Genomic DNA, 21,699 nt, shown 5'->3' with positions numbered 1-21,699 from the left:
AAAAGTCGCCAGTTCCCGGATGCCCGCATGACTAAACCTCGCCGCTACCTGCTGCTCAGCCTGCTCATCGTCGCGGCCCTGGGCCTCGCCTGGGCCAGCTTGCGCAGCAGCCCGCCGGTCGTGCCCGAGGCCATCAAGCACGGTTACAACAAGGCCCTGGAGCAAGCGCGCAACGGGATGCCGGGGGCGGCTCGGGTGCTGTACCAGCAGTTGGCGCGGCCGGACTTGACCGACACCCGGCGTATCCGCCTGCTCGCCGAACTGCCCAACTACCCCAGCCCCCAGGCCCTGAAACTGGCGGACAACGATTTGCAGCACCCCTCACCAGAAGTGCGCGAAGCGGCCATCCAGGCGGTGCTCGGCCTGGTGCCCAGTGGCCAGCGCAGCCTGCTGCTGGGGCCTCTGCTGAGCGACAGCGAACAAAGCGTGCGCTTTGCCGCGGTCAACGCACTGCTCGGGCTGTCGCCGGACGACCAGGGCCTGTACTTCGGCCCGCTGCAACAGGTGATCGACGAATACACCCAGGTGCTCAAGGACCAGGCCGACGACGTCGAGGCGCAGTACCAACTGGCGCGCCTCTACCTGCACAACGCCAACCTGATCAAGGCCCAGCAAACCCTGGAGCGGGCCCTGGCCCTGCAACCGGACAACCTGCAGGCCGTGGTGCTGCAAATCGAAGTGCTCGATAAACAGGGCCAGAGCGAAGCCGCCCGTGCCCTGCTGGCCAAGCAGTTGCAGGCACAGCAGGACTCGGCCTACCTGCAACACGCCCTGGGCATGTGGTTGCTGCACCATGGCCAGGGTGAATTCGCCCTCTTGGGCTTGTCCCGCGCCGTGGAACTGGAACCCAACCAGGCCGATTACCGCTATGACCTGGCCACCACCCTGCACAGCCAGGAAGAGTTGCAGGCCGCGCAGAAACAGCTGGAGGAAATCGTCCAGCGCCAGCCAGCCAATCGCAAAGCCCGGGTGCTGTTGATCAACTACTGGAAGGAAAGCGGCCAATTGCAGAACGTCCAAGTGCTGCTGGCCCAGTTGGAGCAGCAAAACCCCGATGACCCGGCCTTGCAACAAGGCCTCTGAGGCGGTTCAGCCAACCGGGCAACAGACAAATCCCTCACCACCGTGGAACCGTCGGTGTGTCGCCAAGGTCAAGTGATCAGGCAGTGTTTCAAGGCCAGAGGCCAGCACTGTCGACTTACCCTAGCCACGTGAGGGCATTTTTTGTCTAACGCCAATGAGTTGATCAGCGCCAAAGCCGCCACCGGCATCGAAGGTCTGGATGACATTCTGTCCGGCGGTCTTTCCCGCAGCCACGTGTTCCTGGTGGAAGGCGAACCCGGCACCGGCAAGACCACGATCGCGCTGCACTTTCTGCGAGCCGGCGCCCAGGCCGGCGAGCGTTCGCTGTACATCACCCTGTCGGAGACCGAGCACGAATTGCGCCAGGGCGCCCAGTCCCACGGGTGGGAACTGGACGACAACATCCATATTTTCGAACTGACCCCGCCGGAAAGCCTGCTTAACGCCGAGCACCAGCAAAGCCTGCTGTATTCCTCGGACCTGGAGCTGGGTGAAGCCACCCGGCAGATCTTCGAAGTGGTCGAACGGGTCAAGCCAACCCGAGTGGTGCTCGACAGCCTGTCGGAGATCCGCCTGCTGGCCCAAAGCTCGCTGCGCTACCGCCGGCAAATCCTCGCCATCAAACACTACTTTGTGCGCTACGACGCCACGGTCCTGCTGCTGGACGACCTGACCACCGAATCCCTGGACAAGACCGTGCACAGCGTGGCCCACGGCGTGATCCGCCTGGAAGAGCTGACCCCCAACTACGGCGCCGAACGGCGACGGGTCCGGGTGGTGAAGTACCGCGGGCAGAAATACCGCGGCGGCTTCCATGACTTCACCATCATGGGCGACGGCATCCACGTCTTCCCACGCCTGGTGGCCGCCGAACACCGCGGCCGCTACGAGCGCCTGCAATTGACCAGCGGCATCCGCGAGATGGACGCCCTGCTGGGCGGTGGTATCGAGACCGGCTCCAGCACCCTGATCCTCGGCCCGGCCGGTACCGGCAAATCCCTGATCTCCATGATCTTCGCGGCGGCAGCCGTGGCCCGTGGCGAGAAAGCCGCGCTGTTTATCTTCGACGAAGAACTGGGCCTGCTGATCGAGCGCATGAAAAACATGGGCATCGATCTGGAGGCCTTGAAGGCCACCGGCAACCTGATGATCGAACAGGTGGACGCCGCCGAGCTGTCCCCCGGCGAGTTGTCCCACCGAGTGCGCCGCTGCGTCGACAAAGACCAGATCAAGACCGTGGTCATCGACAGCATCAACGGCTATCAGGCAGCGATGCCCGAGGAAAACGCCCTAGTGCTGCACATGCACGAGCTGCTGCTGTACCTCAACCGCAAAGGCGCGGCGACCTTCATGACCGTGGCCCAGCATGGCCTGGTGGGGGACATGCAGGCGCCGGTGGACATCACTTACCTGGCCGACACGGTGATCCTGCTCCGCTACTTCGAAGCCCTGGGCAAGGTGCGCCGGGCCATTTCCATCATCAAGAAACGCACCGGCAGCCACGAATCGACCATCCGCGAATACCGCATAAGCAACCGCGGCATCACCATCGGCGAACCCCTGGAAGCCTTCCAGGGCGTGTTGCGCGGCGTGCCTACGTACCTCGGCGAAAGCAAGCCGTTGCTTGAAGACAAGCGGCTTGAGGACAAACACCCGTGAGCCGCGGCGAACCGCTCTCCGAACGGGCCCTGGTGCTCACGCCCCTGGGCCGGGACAGCCAACTGGCGCAGATGATGCTCAAGGAAGCCGGCTTCCAGGGGTAATTACCCCGAACCTGCCGGCCCTGTGTGACGAGCTGGAACGCGGTGCCGGGTTGCTGATCATTGCCGCCGAGGCGCTGCGCGGGGCCGACCTGGCGCCACTGCTGGCGTACCTGGAGCAACAGCCCACCTGGTCCGACTTGCCCATCGTGCTGCTGACCCACCACGGCGGACCGGAACAGAACCCCTCCTCGGCCCTGGGTGCACCGTTGGGCAACGTGACCTTCCTGGAGCGGCCCTTCCACCCCGCCACCCTGATCAGCCTGGTCAGCACCGCCTTGCGCGGCCGACGACGTCAGTACGATGCCCGGGACCGGCTGATCGACCTGAGCCAGAGCGAACTGCGCCTGCAGCGCACCCTGGAAACCCTTGAGCAGCAAGTCGAGGAGCGCACGGCGCAACTGCGTCACAACGAAGAAGCCTTGCGCCAGTCGCAGAAAATGGAAGCCGTCGGCCAACTCACCGGCGGTATCGCCCACGACTTCAACAACATGCTCACCGGCATCATCGGCAGCCTGGAGCTGCTGCGCCGACGCCTGGCCCGTGGCCGCACCGAGGACCTGGACAGCCTGATCGACCTGGGCGTGACCTCGGCCAACCGCGCTGCGGGCCTGACCCACCGCCTACTGGCTTTTTCGCGCCGGCAATCCCTGGACTCCAAGCCCGTGGCGATGAACACTCTGGTCACCTCCATGGGTGAGCTGCTGCAACGCAGCCTGAGTGAAAGCATCCAGTTGGAGATGCAGCTCAGCGACCAGCTGTGGGTGGCCGAGGCCGACCCCAACCAACTGGAAAGCGCCCTGCTCAACCTGGTGCTCAATGCCCGCGACGCCATGCCCCACGGCGGGCGGCTGCGGGTGGAAACCTTCAACCGTCAGCTCGACCGGGCCTTTACCCAGGCCCACGACAACCTGGAGCCCGGCGACTATGTGGTGCTGCGGGTCAGCGATAACGGTTGCGGCATGCCAGAAGCCATCCTCAGCCGGGTCTTCGACCCCTTCTTCACCACCAAACCCATCGGCCAGGGCACCGGACTCGGCCTGTCGATGATCTACGGCTTCACCAAGCAGTCCCACGGCCACGTAACCCTGGACAGCGAGCTGGGCCGCGGCACCGAAGTCAGCCTGTACCTGCCGCGTTTTGCCGGCGACATGCAAGCGGAACACCCCGGCGACCCACAACAACAGGCGGTGGCGCGCAATGGCGAAACCGTGCTGATTGTCGAGGACGATCCGGCGGTGCGGGTGTTGGTCAGCGAAGTGCTCAGCGAACTGGGCTATGCCTTTCTCGAAGCCGGCGATGCGCGCAGCGCGATGCCGATCCTCGACTCCCCGCAACGCATCGACCTGTTGATCAGCGATGTAGGGCTGCCGGGCATGAACGGCCGGCAACTGGCGGAAATCGGGCGGCAGATCCGCCCGGAGTTGAAAGTGTTGTTTATCACCGGCTACGCAGAGCACGCAGCGGCGCGCGGCGGGTTCCTCGATCCGGGCATGCAGTTGATCACCAAACCCTTCACCTTTGACCTGCTGACCAATACGGTCAGGGAGATGATCAAGGCCTGAGGCGGCGTCGCCTCAGGCCAGCAGTTCCTGGATCTGTTCCTGCAAGGTGTTGAGGTCGAAGGGCTTGGCCAGGATCGGCGCGGTGCGGGTGATGGGGCTGCCGCACTCGACAATCTCAGTGGGGTAGCCGCTGATGAAAATCACCTTGAGGTCCGGGCGCAGTTTTACCGCGGGCTCGGCAATCATCACTCCGGTAATGCCGCCAGGCAGTCGATAGTCGGTAATCATCACGTCCAGGTGCGGCTTGCTGGCCAGAATCTCGAAGGCCTGTTCGCCGTTTTCGGCCTGCAACACGCGATAGCCCAGGCCTGACAGGTAGTCGGCCAGAAGCATCAAAATCACCGGTTCATCTTCGACGATCAATACGACGTCTTGTGCATCTTCGCTCATGGGAAGCCTTTGTTCGGTCAATAGCTGCTGATACGACCATTCGGTCACGCAGAGGTTGCGTTATTTTTCAGGGTTTTGTACCAGCGGCAACGACACGCAAAACAACGCGCCCTCGCCTATCCGGCTGTCCACGCTGATGCTGCGCCGTGGGCCGCGACAATCTGCTCGGAAATAAACAGCCCCAGGCCCAAACCCGCCGCCACATGGCTGGCGGACACCCGCTCGAACTGCTGGAAAATACGCTTCTGGTTGTCTTCGCTGATGCCGATCCCGTGGTCGCGAACCTCCACCCGCGCCTGGCCATCCTGGCTGTAGACACGTACTTCGATCGGACTCTTGGCGCCATAACGCAGGGCGTTGGTCAGCAGGTTGGAGATCACCTGTTCAATGCGGAACTCGTCCCAGTGCCCGTGTACAGGCTGCTCACCCTGAAAGCTCAGGGACGAGTTGGCGGCCTCGACCTGGGGCGCGAAGTTGTCGAGCAAGCCGCGTACCAGTTGGGTCAGGTCGAAATGTGAAGGCCGGATCGACAGCTTGCCGGTGCGGATCCGCGAGATGTCGAGCATGTCCTCGATCAGGCGGATCAGGCTTTTGATCTGACGCTCGTCGCGATCGACCATGGCGTGCATCTTGTCCAGGGAAAACGCGGCGGCGTTCTCCCGGGCCAGGTGCATCTTGCGCAACTGGGTCTCCAGGATCAGGCCATTGAGGGGCGTGCGCACCTCATGGGCGACGATGGACATGAAGTCATCGCGCATGCGCACCGCCTGCTGCAGGTCGTCCTGGGCGGCCTGCAACTGCTGGAGCAACGCCTCCTGTTCACGACGACTGCGCTCCAGGGCCTCGACCTGCTGCTTCATGGCCTTGCTCTGGCGGTAGAGCTCGACGAACACATTGACCTTGCTCTTGACCGCGTGGATATCCAGGGGCTTGTAGAGAAAGTCCACGGCGCCGCTTTCATAGCCCTTGAAGGCGTAGTTCAGCTCGCGCCCGGCGGCGCTGACAAAGACGATGGGGATGTTCTTGGTCTTCTCGGTGCCGCGCATCAGTTCGGCCAGCTCGAAACCGTTCATGCCCGGCATCTGCACGTCGAGGATCGCCAGGGCGAATTCGTGTTGCAGCAACAGCGACAGCGCTTCGTCGGCCGACAGCGCCTTGTAGACCTGGCGGTCCTCGCGCTTGATCAGCGCCTCGAGGGCCAGCAGGTTTTCCGGCAGATCGTCGACGATCAGCAGCTTGGCTTGGATGTGACTTAACATGCGATTCGTTCCAGCTCGACAAGCAGACGGCTGATGCCGTGCAAAGGGAGAATGTAGTCCGGACGGTGCAGCGCCAGGGCGGCTTGCGGCATGGTCGACACCTGGGCCTCCTTAGGGTCCTGGACAATGGTCAGGCCGCCCAGGCGCTTGACCTGGGCCAGGCCTGCGGCTCCATCCTGATTGGCCCCGGTCAGCAGCACTGCGGCCAGCCCCGGACCATAGGCATCGGCAGCGGACTCGAACAGGTAGTCGATGGCTGGGCGCGAATGGTGCACCCGCGCCTCCAGGCTCAGGGACAGGCTGCGGTCCTGCTCGACCGACAGGTGATAACCCGGGGCGGCAAAGTACAGGGTGCCCGGAACAATGGTTTGCTTGTCCTCGGCCTCTTTGACCGGAAGCGCCACGCGCCTGGCAAAGACCTCGGCCAACTGGCTGCGGCGCTCGTCAGGCAAGTGCAGGACCACGATCACCGGCAGGCAAAAGCCCGCGGCAAACTCGCTGAACACCCGCAACAAGGCCTCGACCCCACCGGCCGAGGCTCCGACGACAATGGCCTCGATTCGAGGCAGGGCACTGGGCCCGACGCTGCCCTGGCTCATGACTTGCGGTAGATCCGTTCTTGTTTGACCAAGGGCTCGAACTGCTTGCCGTAGGCGGAAAAATCCAGGGTTTCCTTGCTGCCCAGCACCAGGAAACCCCGGTGGCAGAGTGACTCATGGAACAGGCCAAAGGCTCGATCCTGCAATTTTTTATTGAAATAAATCAATACGTTACGACACGAAATTAACTGAGTTTCTGAGAAGACACTGTCCGTCGCCAGGCTGTGGTCGGCAAAGGTCACGTTGTCCCGCAGGCTCTTGTCGAAGATCGCGTAATCGTAGGCCGCCGTGTAGTAGTCGGCGAAGGACGCCTTGCCGCCGGCCTGCTGGTAATTGCGGGTGTAGGCGCGGATGTTTTCCAGGGAAAAGATGCCCTGCTTGGCCTTGTCCAGGGAGTGAGGGTTGATGTCCGTGGCGTAGATGATGGTGCGTTCCAGCAAGCCTTCCTCACGCAACAGGATGGCCATGGAGTACACCTCTTCCCCGGTGCTGCAGCCGGCGATCCAGATCTTGATCGAAGGGTAGGTCTTGAGCAGCGGCACCACCTCCTGGCGGATGGCCAGGAAGTGCGAGGGGTCGCGAAACATCTCGCTCACCGGAATGGTCAGGAATTGCAGCAACTGCATGAACGCCGCCGGGTCGTGCAGCACCCGCTCCTGCAACGCGGAGATGGTCTTGCACTCGAACTGGCGCAACGCGTGGTTGACCCGGCGCTTGATCGACGCGCCGGAGTAATCACGAAAATCGTAGCTGTACTTGAGGTAGATCGCTTCAATCAGCAACCGCAGTTCGATCTCGGTATTGCGTTCCACTAGATTCTTTCCATCTTCGGCAACCAGACGCGGATAAGGGAAAACAGGCGGTCAAGGTCGATCGGCTTGGCCAGGTAATCGTTGGAGCCGGCCTGCAGGCAGCGCTCCTGATCGTCCTTCATGGCCTTGGCCGTCACCGCAATGATCGGCAGCTTGCGCCAGCGCGGGTCTTTGCGGATTTCGATCGTGGCCTCGTAGCCGTCCATCTCCGGCATCATCACGTCCATCAGCACCAGGTCGATGTCTTCGACCTCATTGAGTTTGGCAATCGCTTCGTGCCCGTTGCGACCGATGATCACCACCGCGCCCTTGTGCTCCAGAGCGCTGGTGAGGGCAAAGATGTTGCGCACGTCGTCATCCACCAGAAGGATCTTGCGCCCCTCGAACACCTTGTCGCGGCTGCGAGCGGTCTTGAGCATCTTCTGCCGTTCATGGGACAGCTTGGATTCGACTTTGTGCAGAAATAACGTCACCTCATCCAGCAGCCGCTCCGGCGAGCGCGCGCCCTTGATGATGATCGAGCGCGAGTACTTGCGCAGCTCAGCCTCTTCGTCCCGGGTCAGGTTGCGCCCGGTATAGACGATCACCGGCGGGAAGGAGCAGATGTCTTCGGTGGACATGCGCTTGAGCAGATCGTTGCCGAGCATGTCCGGCAACTTGAGGTCGATGACCATGCAGTCGTAGATGTTCTCGCGCAGCAGGTCCAGAGCGTCCTGGGCCAGGCCGACGGCGGTGATCTCGATGTCATCGTCGCCGATCAACCGGGCGATGCTGTCGCGTTGCAGGTCGTCGTCTTCCACCAGCAGCACGCGCTTGACCTTCTGCGTCAGCTTGGCTTCCAGGCGGGCGAACACGTCCTTGAGTTCTTCGCGGGTGGTGGGCTTGACCGCATAACCCACGGCGCCCATGTGCATGGCGGCCTCGACCCGGTCTTCCACGGAAATCACGTGCACCGGGATGTGCCGGGTGCCGGCGTGTTCCTTGAGGCGTTGCAGCACCGTCAGCCCGGAATGGTCCGGCAGGCGCATGTCCAACAGGATCGCATCCGGCACAAAGCGTTCGGCCAGGCTGTAGCCCTCGTCGGCGCCATGGGCCACCAGGCAGTGGTAGCCCAGTTCATGGGCCAGGTCGAAGAGGATATGGGCGAAATTCGGCTCGTCTTCCACCACCAGGATGCAGCGGCCGCTGAAGGGTGCCTTGTCGCGGTCATCGGCAAAACGCGGAATCTCCACCGGCGCGGCGTCCACTGGCGCGGGTGCAACACTGACGGCGACCGGTGCCACCAATGCCACCGGCGCTGCGGCCTGGGATTGCGGCTCGGCGGCTTCGCTGTACTGCTCCGGCAGCACCAGGGTGAACACACTGCCCTGCCCCGGCTCGCTGCTGACGCTGATGGAACCGCCCAATAAGGCCGCCAGGTCACGGGAAATCGACAGGCCCAGGCCGGTGCCGCCGTAACGCCGGTTGGTGGTGCCATCGGCCTGACGGAAGGCCTCGAAGATGCTCTGCTGCTGGTCCGCGGCGATGCCGATGCCAGAGTCGCGAACCACAAAGGCAATGCCGGCACCGGGGTTGCGCGCCACGGTCAGGCTGACCTGGCCGTGCTCGGTGAACTTCACCGCGTTGGACAGCAGGTTCTTGAGGATCTGCTCGACGCGCTGGCGGTCGGTGAACAAAGTGGCCGGCGACCCCGGCTGCAATTCCACCTGAAAACCCAGGCCCTTATTGCTGGTCAGCGGCTGGAACAGCCCCCGCAGGCCCTCCACCAGGCGTGGCACGCTGGTGTTTTCCGGGCGCACTTCCAGCTTGCCGGCCTCGACCTTGGAAATATCGAGGATGTCGTTGATCAGGTTCAGCAGGTCATTGCCGGCGCTGTAGATCGACTCGGCAAACTTGACCTGCTCGGCGCTGAGGTTGTCGTGGGGGTTCTCGGCCAGCAACTTGGCCAGGATCAACGAGCTGTTGAGGGGGGTGCGCAGCTCGTGGGACATGTTGGCGAGGAATTCCGACTTGTACTTGCTCGAACGCTGCAGCTCCGCGGCGCGCTCCTCAAGCAGGCCCTGGGCGTCGCTGAGCTCGCGGTTCTTGGTGTCCAGGGCGTCACGTTGCTCGGCCAAGGCATCGGCCTGTTCCGCCAGTTGTTCGTTGGTCTGCTCCAACTCGGCCTGCTGGGTTTCCAAGTGCGCCTGGGACTCCTTGAGAATCCGCGATTGCTCTTCCAGCTCTTCGTTGGCGGTTTTAAGTTCTTCCTGCTGCACTTGCAGCTCTTCGTTGAGTTGCTGGGTTTCCGCCAACACCTCTTGCAGGCGCTGCCGATAGCGCGCGGCCTCGATGGAAGTGCCGATGTTGCCGGCAATCAGCTCCAGCAATTCCACGTCCCGGTCGTCCAGGGCCCGCAGGAAGCCCAGTTCGATCACCCCATTGACCCGATCGTCATCGGTGGTGGGCACCACCAACACGCTGCGAGGCGAACCATCGCCGAGGCCCGAGCTGACCTTGAAATAATCCCCCGGCACCTCATCCAGGCGGATCAGCCGTTGCTCCTGGGCCGACTGGCCGACAATGCCTTCGCCGTTGTAAATCGTCTGGTCCTGTTGCTCCTGCTCTCGGGAGAAACCATACGCGGCTACCCGGCGCAGACCGCCATGCTCTTCGCGGACGTACAGCGCCGCCACGGGCGAGCCAAGGTATTGGGCGCAGAACTTCAAGATGTTGCGCCCCAACAGGTTCAGCGACAGCTGCCCCAGCACCTGCTCGGCCAATTCAGTCTGGCCATTGCGCAACCAGGCCTGTTGTTCCAGGCGCCGGGCGCTCTTTTGCTGGGTGTCGAGGGTGTCGCTGTAACTGGTGGACAGGGCCAGCAGGTCGCGCCGCCCGATGTAGGCCAGCAAGGCACTGAGGCCGATCACAAAGATCAGGTACAGGCTCACGCTGAACACCGTGGTGCGGCTGACCCCTTGGTTGCGGTCGATGCGCAACTGCTGCTCCATGGCCACCGCAGCGTCGTACTCCTTGCGGATTTCATCGGTCAGGCGCTTGCCGCGCCCGGCCTGGATCGCCCCTCGGTAGTCGCCGTTCTGCCGCCGCAGCTCAATCATTTCCTGGGCGTAGTTATTCCACTCCACCTGCAAGGCCTCCAGGCGCCGGAGGCGGTCAACCTGTTGCGGGTTGTCCTCCACCAGCTCCTGCAAGCCGCGCAAGTCGTTGAGGATTCGCGGCTTGGCCACTTCATAGGGGTCGAGGAAGTGCTCGTCGCCAGTGATCAGGAAACCGCGCATGCCGGTTTCCAGGTCGATGGTCAGGCGCGCCGACTCGTTGAGGTTGTTGATCACTCGGTCAGTGTGTTGCACCCACTGGATCACCGAAAGCAGGTAGGTGATCAGCGAGACGAAAAACACCGCACTGAGCACGCCCACGCCAAGGGGCAGGCCGATGTTGCGGCTCAGCAGCTTGCGGAAACTCTGTTCATCAACCGAAGACGGACGGATCATTTGAAGGCCTTGGCGCGGAGTCAAAAAGAAGCGAAGTTTGCCCCACAATCGACAGGTTCGGCCATTTTTTATAACAAAACTCGCGCAACCTGATGTTTCACCCTGCCGCGAGCCCAAGGAAGCGGTTATTCTTGCCGCCACTTGTACAAGGCGGTTTTTTTGTACAGCTTCGGGAACTTGTCATGGGCCGCGGCTTACTCATGCAAAAGGTCCTACGCTCAAGCGCAGCCCATTGATTTCATCTTTTTTCGAGAGCTTTCCTATGTCCGCCAGCCCGTCCACCATTCTTGTCGTCGAAGACGACGCCATCGTGCGTATGTTGATTGTCGATGTGCTCGAAGAGCTGGGCTTCGCGGTGCTGGAAGCCGACGGCAGCGAGGCCGCCCTGGCGCAGCTGGAAAACCCCGGAAACACCATCGACCTGCTGATGACCGACGTCGGCCTGCCCGGCATGAATGGCCAGGAACTGGCCCTGCGTGCCCGAGAGCTGCGCCCGCAACTGCCAGTGCTGTTCGCCAGCGGCTACGCCGAAAGCATCGAAGTGCCGGCGGGCATGGCGGTGATCGGCAAACCCTTCTCTATCGATCAACTGCGGGACAAGGTGCGAGGCATCCTCGGCTAGGGATTGATCCAGGGGCACACCACTGGCGCCGAGGTCGCGGTGCTGTGGTTTAATGGCGCCCCTTTTTTTCAGCCCTCCGCCCGTTTCCAGGAATGCCTGCCATGAGCCCGACCGCCGCAACCAAAGTCCTGATCATTGGTTACGTCTGGCCCGAACCCCGCTCTTCCGCCGCCGGCGGGCACATGATGCAAATTCTCGAAACCTTTCTCGCCCAAGGCTGGGACCTGACGTTCAGCAGCCCGGCCAATGAGGGCGAGCACAAGGCGGACCTCGCGGCCCTGGGCATCGACGAACAGCCCATCGAACTCAACAACAGCAGCTTCGACCACTTTGTCGCCGAACTGGCCCCGGATATCGTGCTGTTCGACCAGTTCATGATGGAGGAGCAGTTCGGCTGGCGCGTCGAGCAGCATTGCCCCACGGCCCTGCGAGTGCTGGAGACGTCGGACCTGCAATGCTTGCGGCACGCCCGCCATCAGCGCCTCAAGGACCGTTTGAAGGCCAGCGACGACAGCGACGATTTCAGCGAGCTGTTTGCCCCGGCGCTGGCGGATGAATTCCAGCAGATGGCCGACACCGACCTGGCCAAACGGGAAATAGCGGCGATTTACCGCTGCGACCTGAACCTGATGATCTCCGAGTTCGAAATCCAGCTGCTGGAGCAACAGTTCAAGTTGCCCGCGGCCTTGCTGCACTGGTGCCCGCTGATGCTGGACCCGCTGCCACAGACCTTTACCCCTTTTGCCGAACGCGCCCACTTCCTGAGTATCGGCAATTTCCGCCATGCGCCGAACTGGGACGCGGTGCTGTGGATGAAGAACAGTGTGTGGCCGCTGATCCGCCAGCAACTGCCCGGGGCACAACTGCATCTCTATGGCGCCTACACACCGCCCAAGGCCGCGGCGCTGCACAACCCGGCCCAGGGCTTTCACATCATGAACTGGGCCGAAGACGCCCTGCAGGTGATGTCTGCAGCGCGCATCTGCCTGGCACCGCTGCGCTTTGGCGCGGGGATCAAGGGCAAGCTGCTGGACGCCATGCTCTGCGGCACCCCCAGCGTCACCACGCCGATCGGCAGTGAATCCATGTCCCAGGATGGGCTGCCCTGGCCGGGCGCGGTGGCCGAGTCGGCCGGCGACCTGGCGGCCGCGGCAGTGCGCCTGTATCAGGACCAACAGGTGTGGGAACAGGCCCAGACAGATGGCCGGCGGTTGCTTGAGGCGCGCTACCGCCAGCAAGTCCACGGCCCGGCGCTGATCCAGCGCCTGCAAGACTGCCGCCAGCACCTGGAGCAGTTGCGCCGGGACAACTTCACCGGCGCCATGCTGCGACACCACCATCACAAGAGCACCCAATACATGGCGCAATGGATCGAAGCGAAAAACCGCCCCGCCCCATAACCCCCGCTCCTACGGGGCGAGACACGCAAACGCCATGTAGGAACCGGCTTGCCGGCGAAGAGGCCCACAAGCCTTGCATCGCCCTCGAAGACGCCTTCGCTGGCAAGCCAGCTCCTACTGGTGCATGGGCGGGGCACGAGGCATTATCAGCGGGGCCAACAACAAGAACAGACCCGCGCCATGAGCCGATCCGCGAAAATCACCGACCCTTCCTATGAGTTGATGGACGACCACAACGGCCTGTCGATCATCTATCGCCAGCATGGCTTTCCCTGCCCGTTGGTGCGCTGGCACTTCCATAAGGAATACGAACTGCACCTGATCGTCGCCAGCTCGGGCAAGGTGTTTATTGGCGACTACATCGGCAACTTCTACCCCCAGACCCTGTTCCTCACCGGCCCCAACCTGCCCCACAACTGGATCAGCCAGGTGGCCGAGGATGAAGTGGTGCCCAAGCGCGACATGCTGGTGAACTTCACCGACGAGCTGTTCGACAGCGGTGCGCAAGTCTTTGCCGAACTGAAGAACCTCGTGCCGCTGCTGGAACGCGCCCAATACGGCATCGAGTTCCGCTGCCCGCGCACCATCGCCCAGGCCATGCCGCTGATGCAGCGCATTGCCGAATCCAGCGGCGTGACCCGCCTTGGGCACTTTTTCATCCTGCTGGAGTTGTTGGCGAGCTGCGATGACTACCAGTTGCTGTCCGGGGCGACCACCGCGCAACTGTCCGACGACCACAACGTCGACCGCACCAACCGCGCGGTGGACTACATCTTTGCCCACTACGCCCGGGAACTGCCCCTGGAAGAAGTGGCCGATTACCTGGGCATGAAACCCACCTACTTTTCCCGGGTGTTCAAGCAGGCCACGGGGCGTTGTTTTATCGAATTCGTCAATCGCCTGCGAATCAGCAAATCCTGCGAACTGCTGGCCGACGGCGACAAGCCGGTGACGGATGTGTGCTTCGAGTCGGGCTTCAACAACATTTCCAACTTCAATCGCCGCTTCCAGCAACTCAAAGGCATGACCCCCTCCCACTACCGTCGCCTGGCCGTCCAGCGCCTCACGGAACAAAACCGCGTCTAACCCTCCTGTAGGAGCTGGCTTGCCAGCGATGGCGCCCTCAAACCCAGCACAAGACTCGAAACCCCATCGCCGGCAAGCCGGCTCCTACAAAAAAACATGCCCCGCATCACCTGTAGGAGCTGGCTTGCCAGCGATGGCGTCCTCAAACCCAGCACAAGACTCGAAGCCCAAATCGCCGGCAAGCCGGCTCCTACAAAAAAACATACCCCGCATCACCTGTAGGAGCTGGCTTGCCAGCGATCGCGTCCTCAAGCCCAGCACAAGGCTCGAAGCCCATCGCCGGCAAGCCGGCTCCTACGGGTTTGCGGTGGGTGTTGGGGTAAATAAAACCCGTTCAGCTTTCGTTCAGCGAATGTCAATAATATCCATTTGGCAATGAGTATCATTATGTTACAACTTAGCACCCTATCTATCTGCCTAGCGGTGCTGAATGCTCGTTCCCTTTCTGATCATGCTGCGCGAGGGCATTGAAGCCGCGCTTATCGTTGGCATCATCGCCAGTTACCTGCAACAGACCGGCCGCGGCCAATGGATGCCGGCGGTGTGGATCGGTGTATTTCTCGCAGCAGCCCTGGCGCTGCTGGTGGGGGGCGGCCTGGAGCTGATGAGCGCGGAGTTCCCGCAGAAGCAGCAGGAATTGTTCGAAGGCCTGGTGGGTCTGGTGGCGGTGACGATTCTCAGCTCCATGGTGTTCTGGATGCGCAAGGTGGCGCGCTCCATCAAGCACTCCCTGCAGGCGTCCCTCGACCAGGCCCTGACCGGTTCGAAACACCAGGTCACGGCGCTGATCGCCATGGTGTTCTTCGCCGTCGCCCGGGAAGGCCTGGAAACCGTGTTCTTCCTGCTGGCGGTGTTCCAGCAGAGCGAAGGCCCGGCCGCCCCCATCGGCGCCCTCCTCGGCTTGGTGCTGGCCATCGTTGTCGGTTTCCTGATCTACAGCGGCAGCATGCGCCTCAACCTGGGGGCCTTTTTCCGCTGGACCGGGCTGTTCATCCTGGTGGTGGCCGCCGGCATCCTTGCCAACTCGGTGCAAGCCCTGCATGAAGCAGGGGTGTGGAACCACTTGCAGACCGTGCTTTTCGACTTCAGCGCCAGCCTGCCCATGGACGGCCCGCTGGGCTCGGTCCTGGCCGGCATGTTCGGTTACCAGGACGCGCCCACCGTCAGCACCCTCGGTGCCTATGTGCTGTACCTGGCAGTGACCCTGGTGCTGTTCTTCCTGCCCAGCCGGCCCGCCGCCCAGGCCTCCGGCCCATCGTCTTCCGTTTCCAGTCAGTAAGGCTCCCCATGACCCAGCAAGCCTCACCCCAGGCCTCGCCACCCCGCGCTCTGCGCTGGGCGCTAGCCGGTTCGGTGATCGTGATGATCGCCGCCGGCGGGCTGTTCTATTACGCCTCGCAACTGGCCGCCAGCAAACGCCAGGCCCACACCGGTGAAATCACCGTGACCATCCACCCCCACAGCTGCGAACCGAATGCCCTGACCGTACCCGCTGGCCACGCCAGCTTCCGCATCGTCAACCGTTCCCAGCGTGCGGTGGAGTGGGAAATTCTCGACGGCGTGCTGGTGGTCGAGGAGCGGGAAAACATCGCCCCCGGGCTGAGCCAGGTGATCAACGCCAACCTGCAACCCGGCGACTACGCCATCACCTGCGGCCTGTTGAGCAACCCGCGAGGCACCTTGAAAGTCACGCCCACTGCCGAGTCCGACGCCCAAGCCAAGGCGCGGCCGTCGATGGTGGCCTTTATCGGCCCGCTGTCGGAGTTCCGGGTTTACCTGAGCAGCCAGAGCACCGCCCTGATCAAGGCCGTGGCCGCCCTGCAACAGGCCATCGCGGCCGGCGACCTGCAGCAGGCCCAGGCGCTTTACCTGCCGGCTCGCGTCGCCTACCAGCACGTGGCGCCTGCTGCCCAGCGCCTGGCCGAGCTGGACAACGCCATCAACGCCCGCGCCGACTATTTCGAGCAGCGCGAACAGGACCCGGCCTTCAGCGGTTTCCATCGCCTGGAGTACGCCCTGTTCCAGCAACGCGACCTGAACGGCCTGACGCCGCTGGCCCAGCGCCTGCTGACGGATGTCACCACCCTCAAGACCCAGTTGCTGGCCCAGTCGTTGCCGCCCGAGCAGTTGGTCAATGTGGTGTCCCGCAGCCTGCGCAGCATCGTCGAGGTACGTGCCGGGAGCGGTGAAGAAGAGCGTTACAGCCACATCGACCTCAACGGCTTTGCCGCCAACCTGGACACCACGCGCAAGGTCATCGACCTGTTGCGCCCATTGCTGGCCAAGTCCGCTGCCGAGCTTTTGCCCCAGGTCGACGCCGCCATCGGCGCCCTGGATACCCAACTACAGAGCCTGCGCGATGCCAATGGCTACCTGTCGTACGACCGCGTCAGCAGCCCGCAGCGCCAACAGATTGCCCAACAGGCCAAGGCCCTGGCCGATGCACTGGATGGAATCGATCCCGCCCTTGGCCTGTCCGGCCTTTAAGCAGAAGACCCACGTTAAATGAACGACTCAGATCAATCCTCACCGAGCTTCAATCCACAACGTCGTCGCGTGCTGCTGGGCATGGGCGCCGCCGGCGTCGCCCTGGCCGGATCAGCCCTGAGCGGCCCGGCCCTGGCCGCCCCCCAGGCCCAGGTCACGGAGGCACCCAGCAGCGACAAGACCCAGGAACGCAATGACTTCCACGGCCAGCACCAAAGCGGCATCGTCACCCCGCGCCCGGCCTCGGGCATGCTGGTGTCCTTCGATGTGCTGGCCAGCGACCGCGACGACCTGGAGCGCCTGTTCCGCACCCTCAACGAGCGCATCGCCTTCCTCATGACCGGCGGCCCGGTGCCTCAGGTCGACCCCAAGCTGCCGCCCGTGGATTCGGGCATCCTCGGCCCGGTGGTGACCCCGGACAACCTGACCATCACCGTGTCAGTGGGCGAGTCGCTGTTCGACGAGCGCTTCGGCCTGGCATCCGCCAAACCCAAGCGCCTGACGCGCATGGTGGGGTTCCCCAATGACGCCCTTGAAGCCGATTGCTGCCACGGCGACCTGAGCCTGCAGTTCTGCGCCAACACCGCCGACAGCAACATCCACGCCCTGCGCGACATCGTAAAAAACCTTCCGGACCTGCTGCTGGTGCGCTGGAAGCAGGAAGGCAGCGTACCGCCCCAGGCGCCGACCCAACCCGGGCAACCGGCCCAGAGCGCACGCAACTTCCTGGGCTTTCGCGATGGCTCGGCCAACCCCGACTCCAACGACCGCCAGGCCATGGAGCAGATCGTCTGGGTCCAGCCCGGCAGCGACGAGCCGGCCTGGGCCGCCCATGGCAGCTACCAGGCGGTGCGGATCATCCGCAACTTCGTCGAACGCTGGGACCGCACGCCGCTGCAGGAACAGGAAAGCATCATCGGCCGGGTCAAGACCACCGGCGCGCCCATGGACGGCCGCCAGGAACACCAGGTGCCGGACTACGCCAAGGACCCCCACGGCAAGCTGACCAAGCTCGACGCCCACATCCGCCTGGCCAACCCGCGCACTGCCGCGACCCAGGCCAACCTGATCCTGCGTCGGCCGTTCAACTACTCCAACGGGGTCAACAAGAACGGCCAACTGGACATGGGCCTGCTGTTTATCTGCTACCAGGCCGACCTGGAAAAAGGCTTTATCACCGTGCAGACCCGCCTCAACGGTGAGCCGCTGGAGGAATACCTCAAGCCGGTGGGCGGCGGTTACTTCTTTACCTTGCCGGGGGTCACCGGTGGCCAGGATTTCATTGGCCGTTCGCTGCTCGATGCCACACACCCCAGAACCACTGCCTGACACCATAACCCCCACGGAAAAGCCCCATGAAAAAGTCGCCTCTCGCTGTGTTGCTGACCCTTGGCCTGCTCCAGGCTCCCCTTTCGGCCTTCGCCGCCACCGCCCCCCTGGAGCTGGTGGGGCCGATCTCGGACTACAAGATCTACGTGACCGAGCAGCTCGATGAGCTGGCCAGCCACACCCAACAGTTCACCGACGCAGTGAAGAAAGGCGACCTGGCCACCGCCAAGAAGCTCTACGCGCCGACCCGGGTCTACTACGAGTCGATCGAGCCGATCGCCGAACTGTTCAGTGACCTCGACGCCTCCATCGACTCCCGGGTCGACGACCATGAAAAAGGCGTCAAGGCCGAAGATTTCACCGGCTTCCACCGCATTGAGTACTCGCTGTTCTCGGAAAACACCACCCAAGGCCTGGGCGCCCTGGCCGATGGCCTGGACAAGGACGTCAAGGACCTGCAGGCCCGCGTGGCCGGCCTGACCTTCCCGCCGGAAAAAGTCGTGGGCGGCGCCGCAGCCCTGCTGGAAGAAGTCGCCGCCACCAAGATCTCCGGTGAAGAAGACCGCTACAGCCACACCGACCTGTATGACTTCCAGGGCAACATCGACGGGGCGAAGAAAATCGTCGACCTGTTCCGTCCGCAGATCGAGAAGCAGGACAAAGCCTTTGTCGCCAAGGTGGACAAGAACTTCGCCACGGTGAACACCATCCTGGCCAAGTACAAGACCGCCGACGGCGGCTTCCAGACCTACGACAAGGTCAAGGACAACGATCGCAAAGCCCTGGTGGGCCCAGTCAACACCCTGGCTGAAGACCTCTCCACACTGCGCGGCAAGCTCGGCCTGAACTGACCCGCCGCGCAACACCTGGCTAGCGGCCCCGCAGCTCCTGACCCAACGACCGCGTTGTGCTGGAGCTGCAGGGCCGCTATCGAGCCCCGGCTCGCCTCACACAAGCCCTCATACACCCCTTCACACTCCCTGCGCCCCGAGTTCATCCGACTGAGCTACTATCACCGACGCTAATAAACCTGGGCCACCCTTCGTTCCCTCTATAACGTCGGGATATCCCGCCTGTCATGGAAGATCCATATGCCCAGCTCAACGGCCACCACCACTCAGCCGCTGACCGCCTCGCCCTTCAAACTCTACCCGCTGATGGCCGCCTACATGGCCTGCACCATGGCCCTGATGGCCTTCGTCTCGATGATCGGCCCGATTTCCCGGGTGCTCGGCCTCTCGACCTGGCAGGCCGGCGCAGCGGTCACCGTGTCGGGGATGATCTGGGTCCTGCTGGCCCGCCCCTGGGGCCGGGCCAGTGACCGCCTCGGTCGACGCCGAGTGCTGCTGGCCGGCACCGCCGGCTTCACCCTGGCCTACTGGGCACTCTGTGTGTTTATCGATGTGTCCCTGCAATGGCTGCCCAGTGTGGCGCTGTCCTTTATCGGCATCATGCTCGGGCGCGGCCTGGTAGGCGTGTTCTATGCGGCAGTACCAGTGGGCGGTTTTGCCCTGATTGCCGACAACGTCGAACCGCAACACCGGGCCCGGGCCATGGCCACCCTGGGCGCCGCCAACGCCTGCGGCCTGGTCCTGGGGCCGGCGATCGCCGCGCTGCTGGCGCGCTACAGCCTGAGCCTGCCCTTCTACGCCATGGCCATCCTGCCGTTGCTGGCCTTTGTTGTGTTGTGGTTCAAGCTGCCCCAGCAAGAGTTGCACCTGAGGCAACCGCCGCAAGCGGTGCGCCTGGGCGATCCGCGCCTGCGCCGGCCGATGACCGTGGCCTTTGTGGCCATGCTGTGCGTGTCCATCGCCCAGATCACCGTCAGCTTCTATGCCCTGGACCGCCTGGGCATGGGCCCCGCCGAAGCCGCGCAAACCGCAGGCATCGCCCTGACCATGGTCGGTGTGGCACTGATTTGCGCACAACTGGTGGTGCGCAAGCTGGAATGGCCGCCGCTGCGCATGATCCGCGTCGGCGCCCTGGTGGCCGCCAGCGGTTATGCCGGGAGCATCCTCGCGGACCAGGCCTGGGGCCTGTGGCTGGCGTTCTTTGTCTCCGCGGCGGGCATGGGCGGTATCTTCCCGTCCTTCTCGGCCCTGGCGGCCAACGCCGTGGAAGCCTCGGAGCAAGGGGCGACCGCCGGCTCCATCGGCGCCGCCCAAGGCCTGGGCACGGTGATCGGCCCGCTGGCCGGGACCCTGATCTACGCCATCGAACCGCGCCTGCCCTACCTGATCGCCGCCGTGCTGCTGTTGCTGGTGGCGGCCTGGCCAATCCCTCAGGACATCCCCCAGCCAAAGGTCAACGGATGACCTGATGCCAAAAAAAACGGCGCCCTGAGGCGCGTTTTTTGTTTCAGAGAATGCGGTAGAGCAAACGCTCGATGCGCACCCGACTGACCCGCCGCAGGAACTTGCCCACGGCCTCCGGGTAGTCCACCAGGGTCTCCAGGTTCTGGAAGTGCTCGATGCGCCGGGTGTGCTCGAAGATCTCCGTCAGCTCACGCTGGCGCGGCTCCAGCAACTCGCCCTTGGGGTCGTCGAGCAGCAAAGCGTTTTCCAGGTCCAGGCGGAACGCCCGCGGGTTGAGGTTGTTGCCGGTGAGCAAGGTGTAGCGCTGATCGACCCACATGCCCTTGAGGTGGTAGGTGTTGTCGCCGTCGCGCCACAGGTGCAGGTTCAACTGGCCGCTGTCGATCATCCGCTGATGACGCTTGGCAAAGCGCCGCAGGCTGATCTCGTACAGGTAAGGCAGCGCAGCGATCACCTTGAACGGCTCGCTGGGCGGAATGTAGAAGTCGTTGGCGGTCTTGTCGCCGACGATGATGTCGATCTTCACCCCACGGGCCAGGGCACGGTTGACCTCACGGGTCACCGGCAGCGGCAGGTTGAAGTACGGGGTGCAGATGGTCAGTTGCTGCTGGGCGCTGGCAATCAGCTCGCAGATCACCCGACTCAGGGGGTTGTTCTTGCCCACGCCAAGCAACGGGCTGACCGACAGCTCGCCCTTGAGCACGCCACCGGCGCTGGTGTCATAGGCCGCGTGCTTCAAGCGGCTGCGCAAGTCACCGATGTCGTTGCGCAGGCTGCGGGTGCTGGGCAGGTTCGGCAGGTCCAGGCGATGCACCGCCCGGGACTCCACCAGGCCGTGCTGAATCAGATGCTGCATGGAGTCGGCCAGGGCCCGGTTGTGCAGCAGGTGATAGCGGTCATACCGGTACTTATCGAACTTGTGCAGGTACACGTTGTTCAGGCTGGCGCCGCTGTAGATCACACAGTCATCGATCACAAAGCCCTTGAGGTGCAATACCCCGAACAGCTCCCGGGTCTGCACCGGCACGCCGTACACCGGCACTTCGCTTGCGTGGGTGCGGGTCATCTCCTGGTACCAGGCCGAGTTGCCCGGCTGCTTGCCGGCGCCAATCAAGCCCCGCTGGGCCCGCAGCCAGTCCACCACCACCACAATGTCCAACTCGGGGCGTGCGGCCTTGGCGGCGTGCAGGGCATCGAGGATTTCCTGGCCGGCTTCATCCTGCTGCAGGTACAGGGCGACAATATAGATGCGCTGCGTGGCCTGGGGGATCTTCTCCAGCAGGCAGCGGCGGAACTCGGCGGCACCGGAGAGGATGGACAAGGCGTCGGCAGCCAGGGGAAAGCTGCGCAGTTTGGGCAACAGAGAGCGTTTGAAAAGCGACGGCATAGGGCTCGCAGTGGGTCGAATCCAAAGAGCGCAAGAGCTTACACCATGGACCGACATTTCATAACCCACCCACCCCCCTCTTTTTGTATCTTGTGGCTTGAAGCTGAGGCTTGC

At 63.3% G+C, this 21,699-nt stretch carries 15 protein-coding genes and 2 pseudogenes; 11 read left to right on the top strand and 6 right to left on the bottom strand.

What is annotated here, in order from left to right:
• Window positions 1–27 precede the first annotated feature (27 nt).
• The 3 genes and pseudogenes from M1B34_RS25895 (at window position 28) to M1B34_RS25885 (ending at window position 4,408) form a co-directional block, all read left to right on the top strand.
• Complete coding sequence (locus M1B34_RS25895) at window positions 28–1,083, top strand: tetratricopeptide repeat protein (protein ID WP_268266620.1); 1,056 nt, start codon at window positions 28–30, stop codon at window positions 1,081–1,083.
• A gap of 141 nt (window positions 1,084–1,224) precedes the next feature.
• Window positions 1,225–2,742: an ATPase domain-containing protein gene (locus tag M1B34_RS25890; RefSeq protein ID WP_123333364.1), complete on the top strand. Its 1,518-nt coding sequence runs from the start codon at window positions 1,225–1,227 to the stop codon at window positions 2,740–2,742.
• Window positions 2,739–4,408, top strand: a pseudogene (locus tag M1B34_RS25885) (ATP-binding protein). Before M1B34_RS25890 ends, M1B34_RS25885 begins: the two are co-directional and overlap by 4 nt.
• Before the next feature lie 12 nt (window positions 4,409–4,420).
• Here M1B34_RS25885 and M1B34_RS25880 read toward each other — a convergent pair.
• The 5 genes and pseudogenes from M1B34_RS25880 to M1B34_RS25860 all read right to left on the bottom strand — a co-directional run bounded on the left by M1B34_RS25880 (window position 4,421) and on the right by M1B34_RS25860 (window position 10,959).
• Entirely contained in the window at window positions 4,421–4,798 is a 378-nt protein-coding gene (locus M1B34_RS25880; RefSeq protein ID WP_123333368.1) for a response regulator, read from the bottom strand.
• A 60-nt stretch (window positions 4,799–4,858) separates the two neighbouring features.
• Window positions 4,859–6,057, bottom strand: a pseudogene (locus M1B34_RS25875) (hybrid sensor histidine kinase/response regulator).
• Window positions 6,051–6,656 carry a chemotaxis protein CheB gene (locus M1B34_RS25870; RefSeq protein ID WP_268266619.1) on the bottom strand — a complete coding sequence of 202 codons (606 nt, stop codon included), beginning with the start codon at window positions 6,654–6,656 and terminating at the stop codon, window positions 6,051–6,053. The pseudogene M1B34_RS25875 and the gene M1B34_RS25870 overlap by 7 nt, the downstream one beginning before the upstream one ends.
• Window positions 6,653–7,468, bottom strand: coding sequence for a CheR family methyltransferase (locus M1B34_RS25865; protein WP_268261383.1), 816 nt, complete (start codon window positions 7,466–7,468; stop codon window positions 6,653–6,655). Before M1B34_RS25865 ends, M1B34_RS25870 begins: the two co-directional genes overlap by 4 nt.
• Window positions 7,468–10,959, bottom strand: a complete 3,492-nt coding sequence (locus M1B34_RS25860) for a response regulator (protein WP_268266618.1) — start codon at window positions 10,957–10,959, stop codon at window positions 7,468–7,470. The genes M1B34_RS25865 and M1B34_RS25860 overlap by 1 nt, the downstream gene beginning before the upstream one ends.
• A gap of 262 nt (window positions 10,960–11,221) precedes the next feature.
• Between M1B34_RS25860 and M1B34_RS25855 the strand changes: the two genes are divergently transcribed.
• From M1B34_RS25855 to M1B34_RS25820, 8 genes are all read left to right on the top strand, one after another.
• Entirely contained in the window at window positions 11,222–11,581 is a 360-nt protein-coding gene (locus tag M1B34_RS25855) for a response regulator (RefSeq protein WP_123333378.1), read from the top strand.
• 101 nt (window positions 11,582–11,682) lie between these two features.
• On the top strand, window positions 11,683–12,981 hold the full coding sequence (locus tag M1B34_RS25850; RefSeq protein WP_123333380.1) for a glycosyltransferase: 1,299 nt from the start codon (window positions 11,683–11,685) through the stop codon (window positions 12,979–12,981).
• 180 nt (window positions 12,982–13,161) lie between these two features.
• Window positions 13,162–14,067 carry an AraC family transcriptional regulator gene (locus M1B34_RS25845; protein WP_268266617.1) on the top strand — a complete coding sequence of 302 codons (906 nt, stop codon included), beginning with the start codon at window positions 13,162–13,164 and terminating at the stop codon, window positions 14,065–14,067.
• A 430-nt stretch (window positions 14,068–14,497) separates the two neighbouring features.
• Entirely contained in the window at window positions 14,498–15,346 is an 849-nt protein-coding gene (efeU, locus tag M1B34_RS25840; RefSeq protein ID WP_268266616.1) for an iron uptake transporter permease EfeU, read from the top strand.
• Window positions 15,347–15,354: 8 nt separating this feature from the next.
• The gene (gene efeO / locus M1B34_RS25835; RefSeq protein ID WP_268266615.1) at window positions 15,355–16,554 is read left to right on the top strand and encodes an iron uptake system protein EfeO; all 1,200 of its coding nucleotides are present in this window, start codon (window positions 15,355–15,357) and stop codon (window positions 16,552–16,554) included.
• 18 nt (window positions 16,555–16,572) lie between these two features.
• Window positions 16,573–17,883 (top strand): iron uptake transporter deferrochelatase/peroxidase subunit, encoded by a 1,311-nt coding sequence (gene efeB / locus M1B34_RS25830; protein ID WP_268266614.1) that lies wholly within the window; start codon window positions 16,573–16,575, stop codon window positions 17,881–17,883.
• 26 nt (window positions 17,884–17,909) lie between these two features.
• Window positions 17,910–18,734, top strand: coding sequence for an iron uptake system protein EfeO (gene efeO / locus M1B34_RS25825; protein ID WP_268266613.1), 825 nt, complete (start codon window positions 17,910–17,912; stop codon window positions 18,732–18,734).
• 240 nt (window positions 18,735–18,974) lie between these two features.
• Complete coding sequence (locus M1B34_RS25820) at window positions 18,975–20,198, top strand: MFS transporter (RefSeq protein WP_268266612.1); 1,224 nt, start codon at window positions 18,975–18,977, stop codon at window positions 20,196–20,198.
• Window positions 20,199–20,241: 43 nt separating this feature from the next.
• On the opposite strand, the gene pssA is transcribed toward M1B34_RS25820, so the two are convergent.
• Entirely contained in the window at window positions 20,242–21,585 is a 1,344-nt protein-coding gene (gene pssA, locus M1B34_RS25815) for a CDP-diacylglycerol--serine O-phosphatidyltransferase (RefSeq protein WP_268266611.1), read from the bottom strand.
• Window positions 21,586–21,699 lie beyond the last annotated feature (114 nt).

The organism is Pseudomonas morbosilactucae (genome assembly GCF_023241715.1).
Taxonomy (GTDB): domain Bacteria; phylum Pseudomonadota; class Gammaproteobacteria; order Pseudomonadales; family Pseudomonadaceae; genus Aquipseudomonas; species Aquipseudomonas morbosilactucae.
This window is presented reverse-complemented; position numbering and strand designations above follow the sequence as displayed.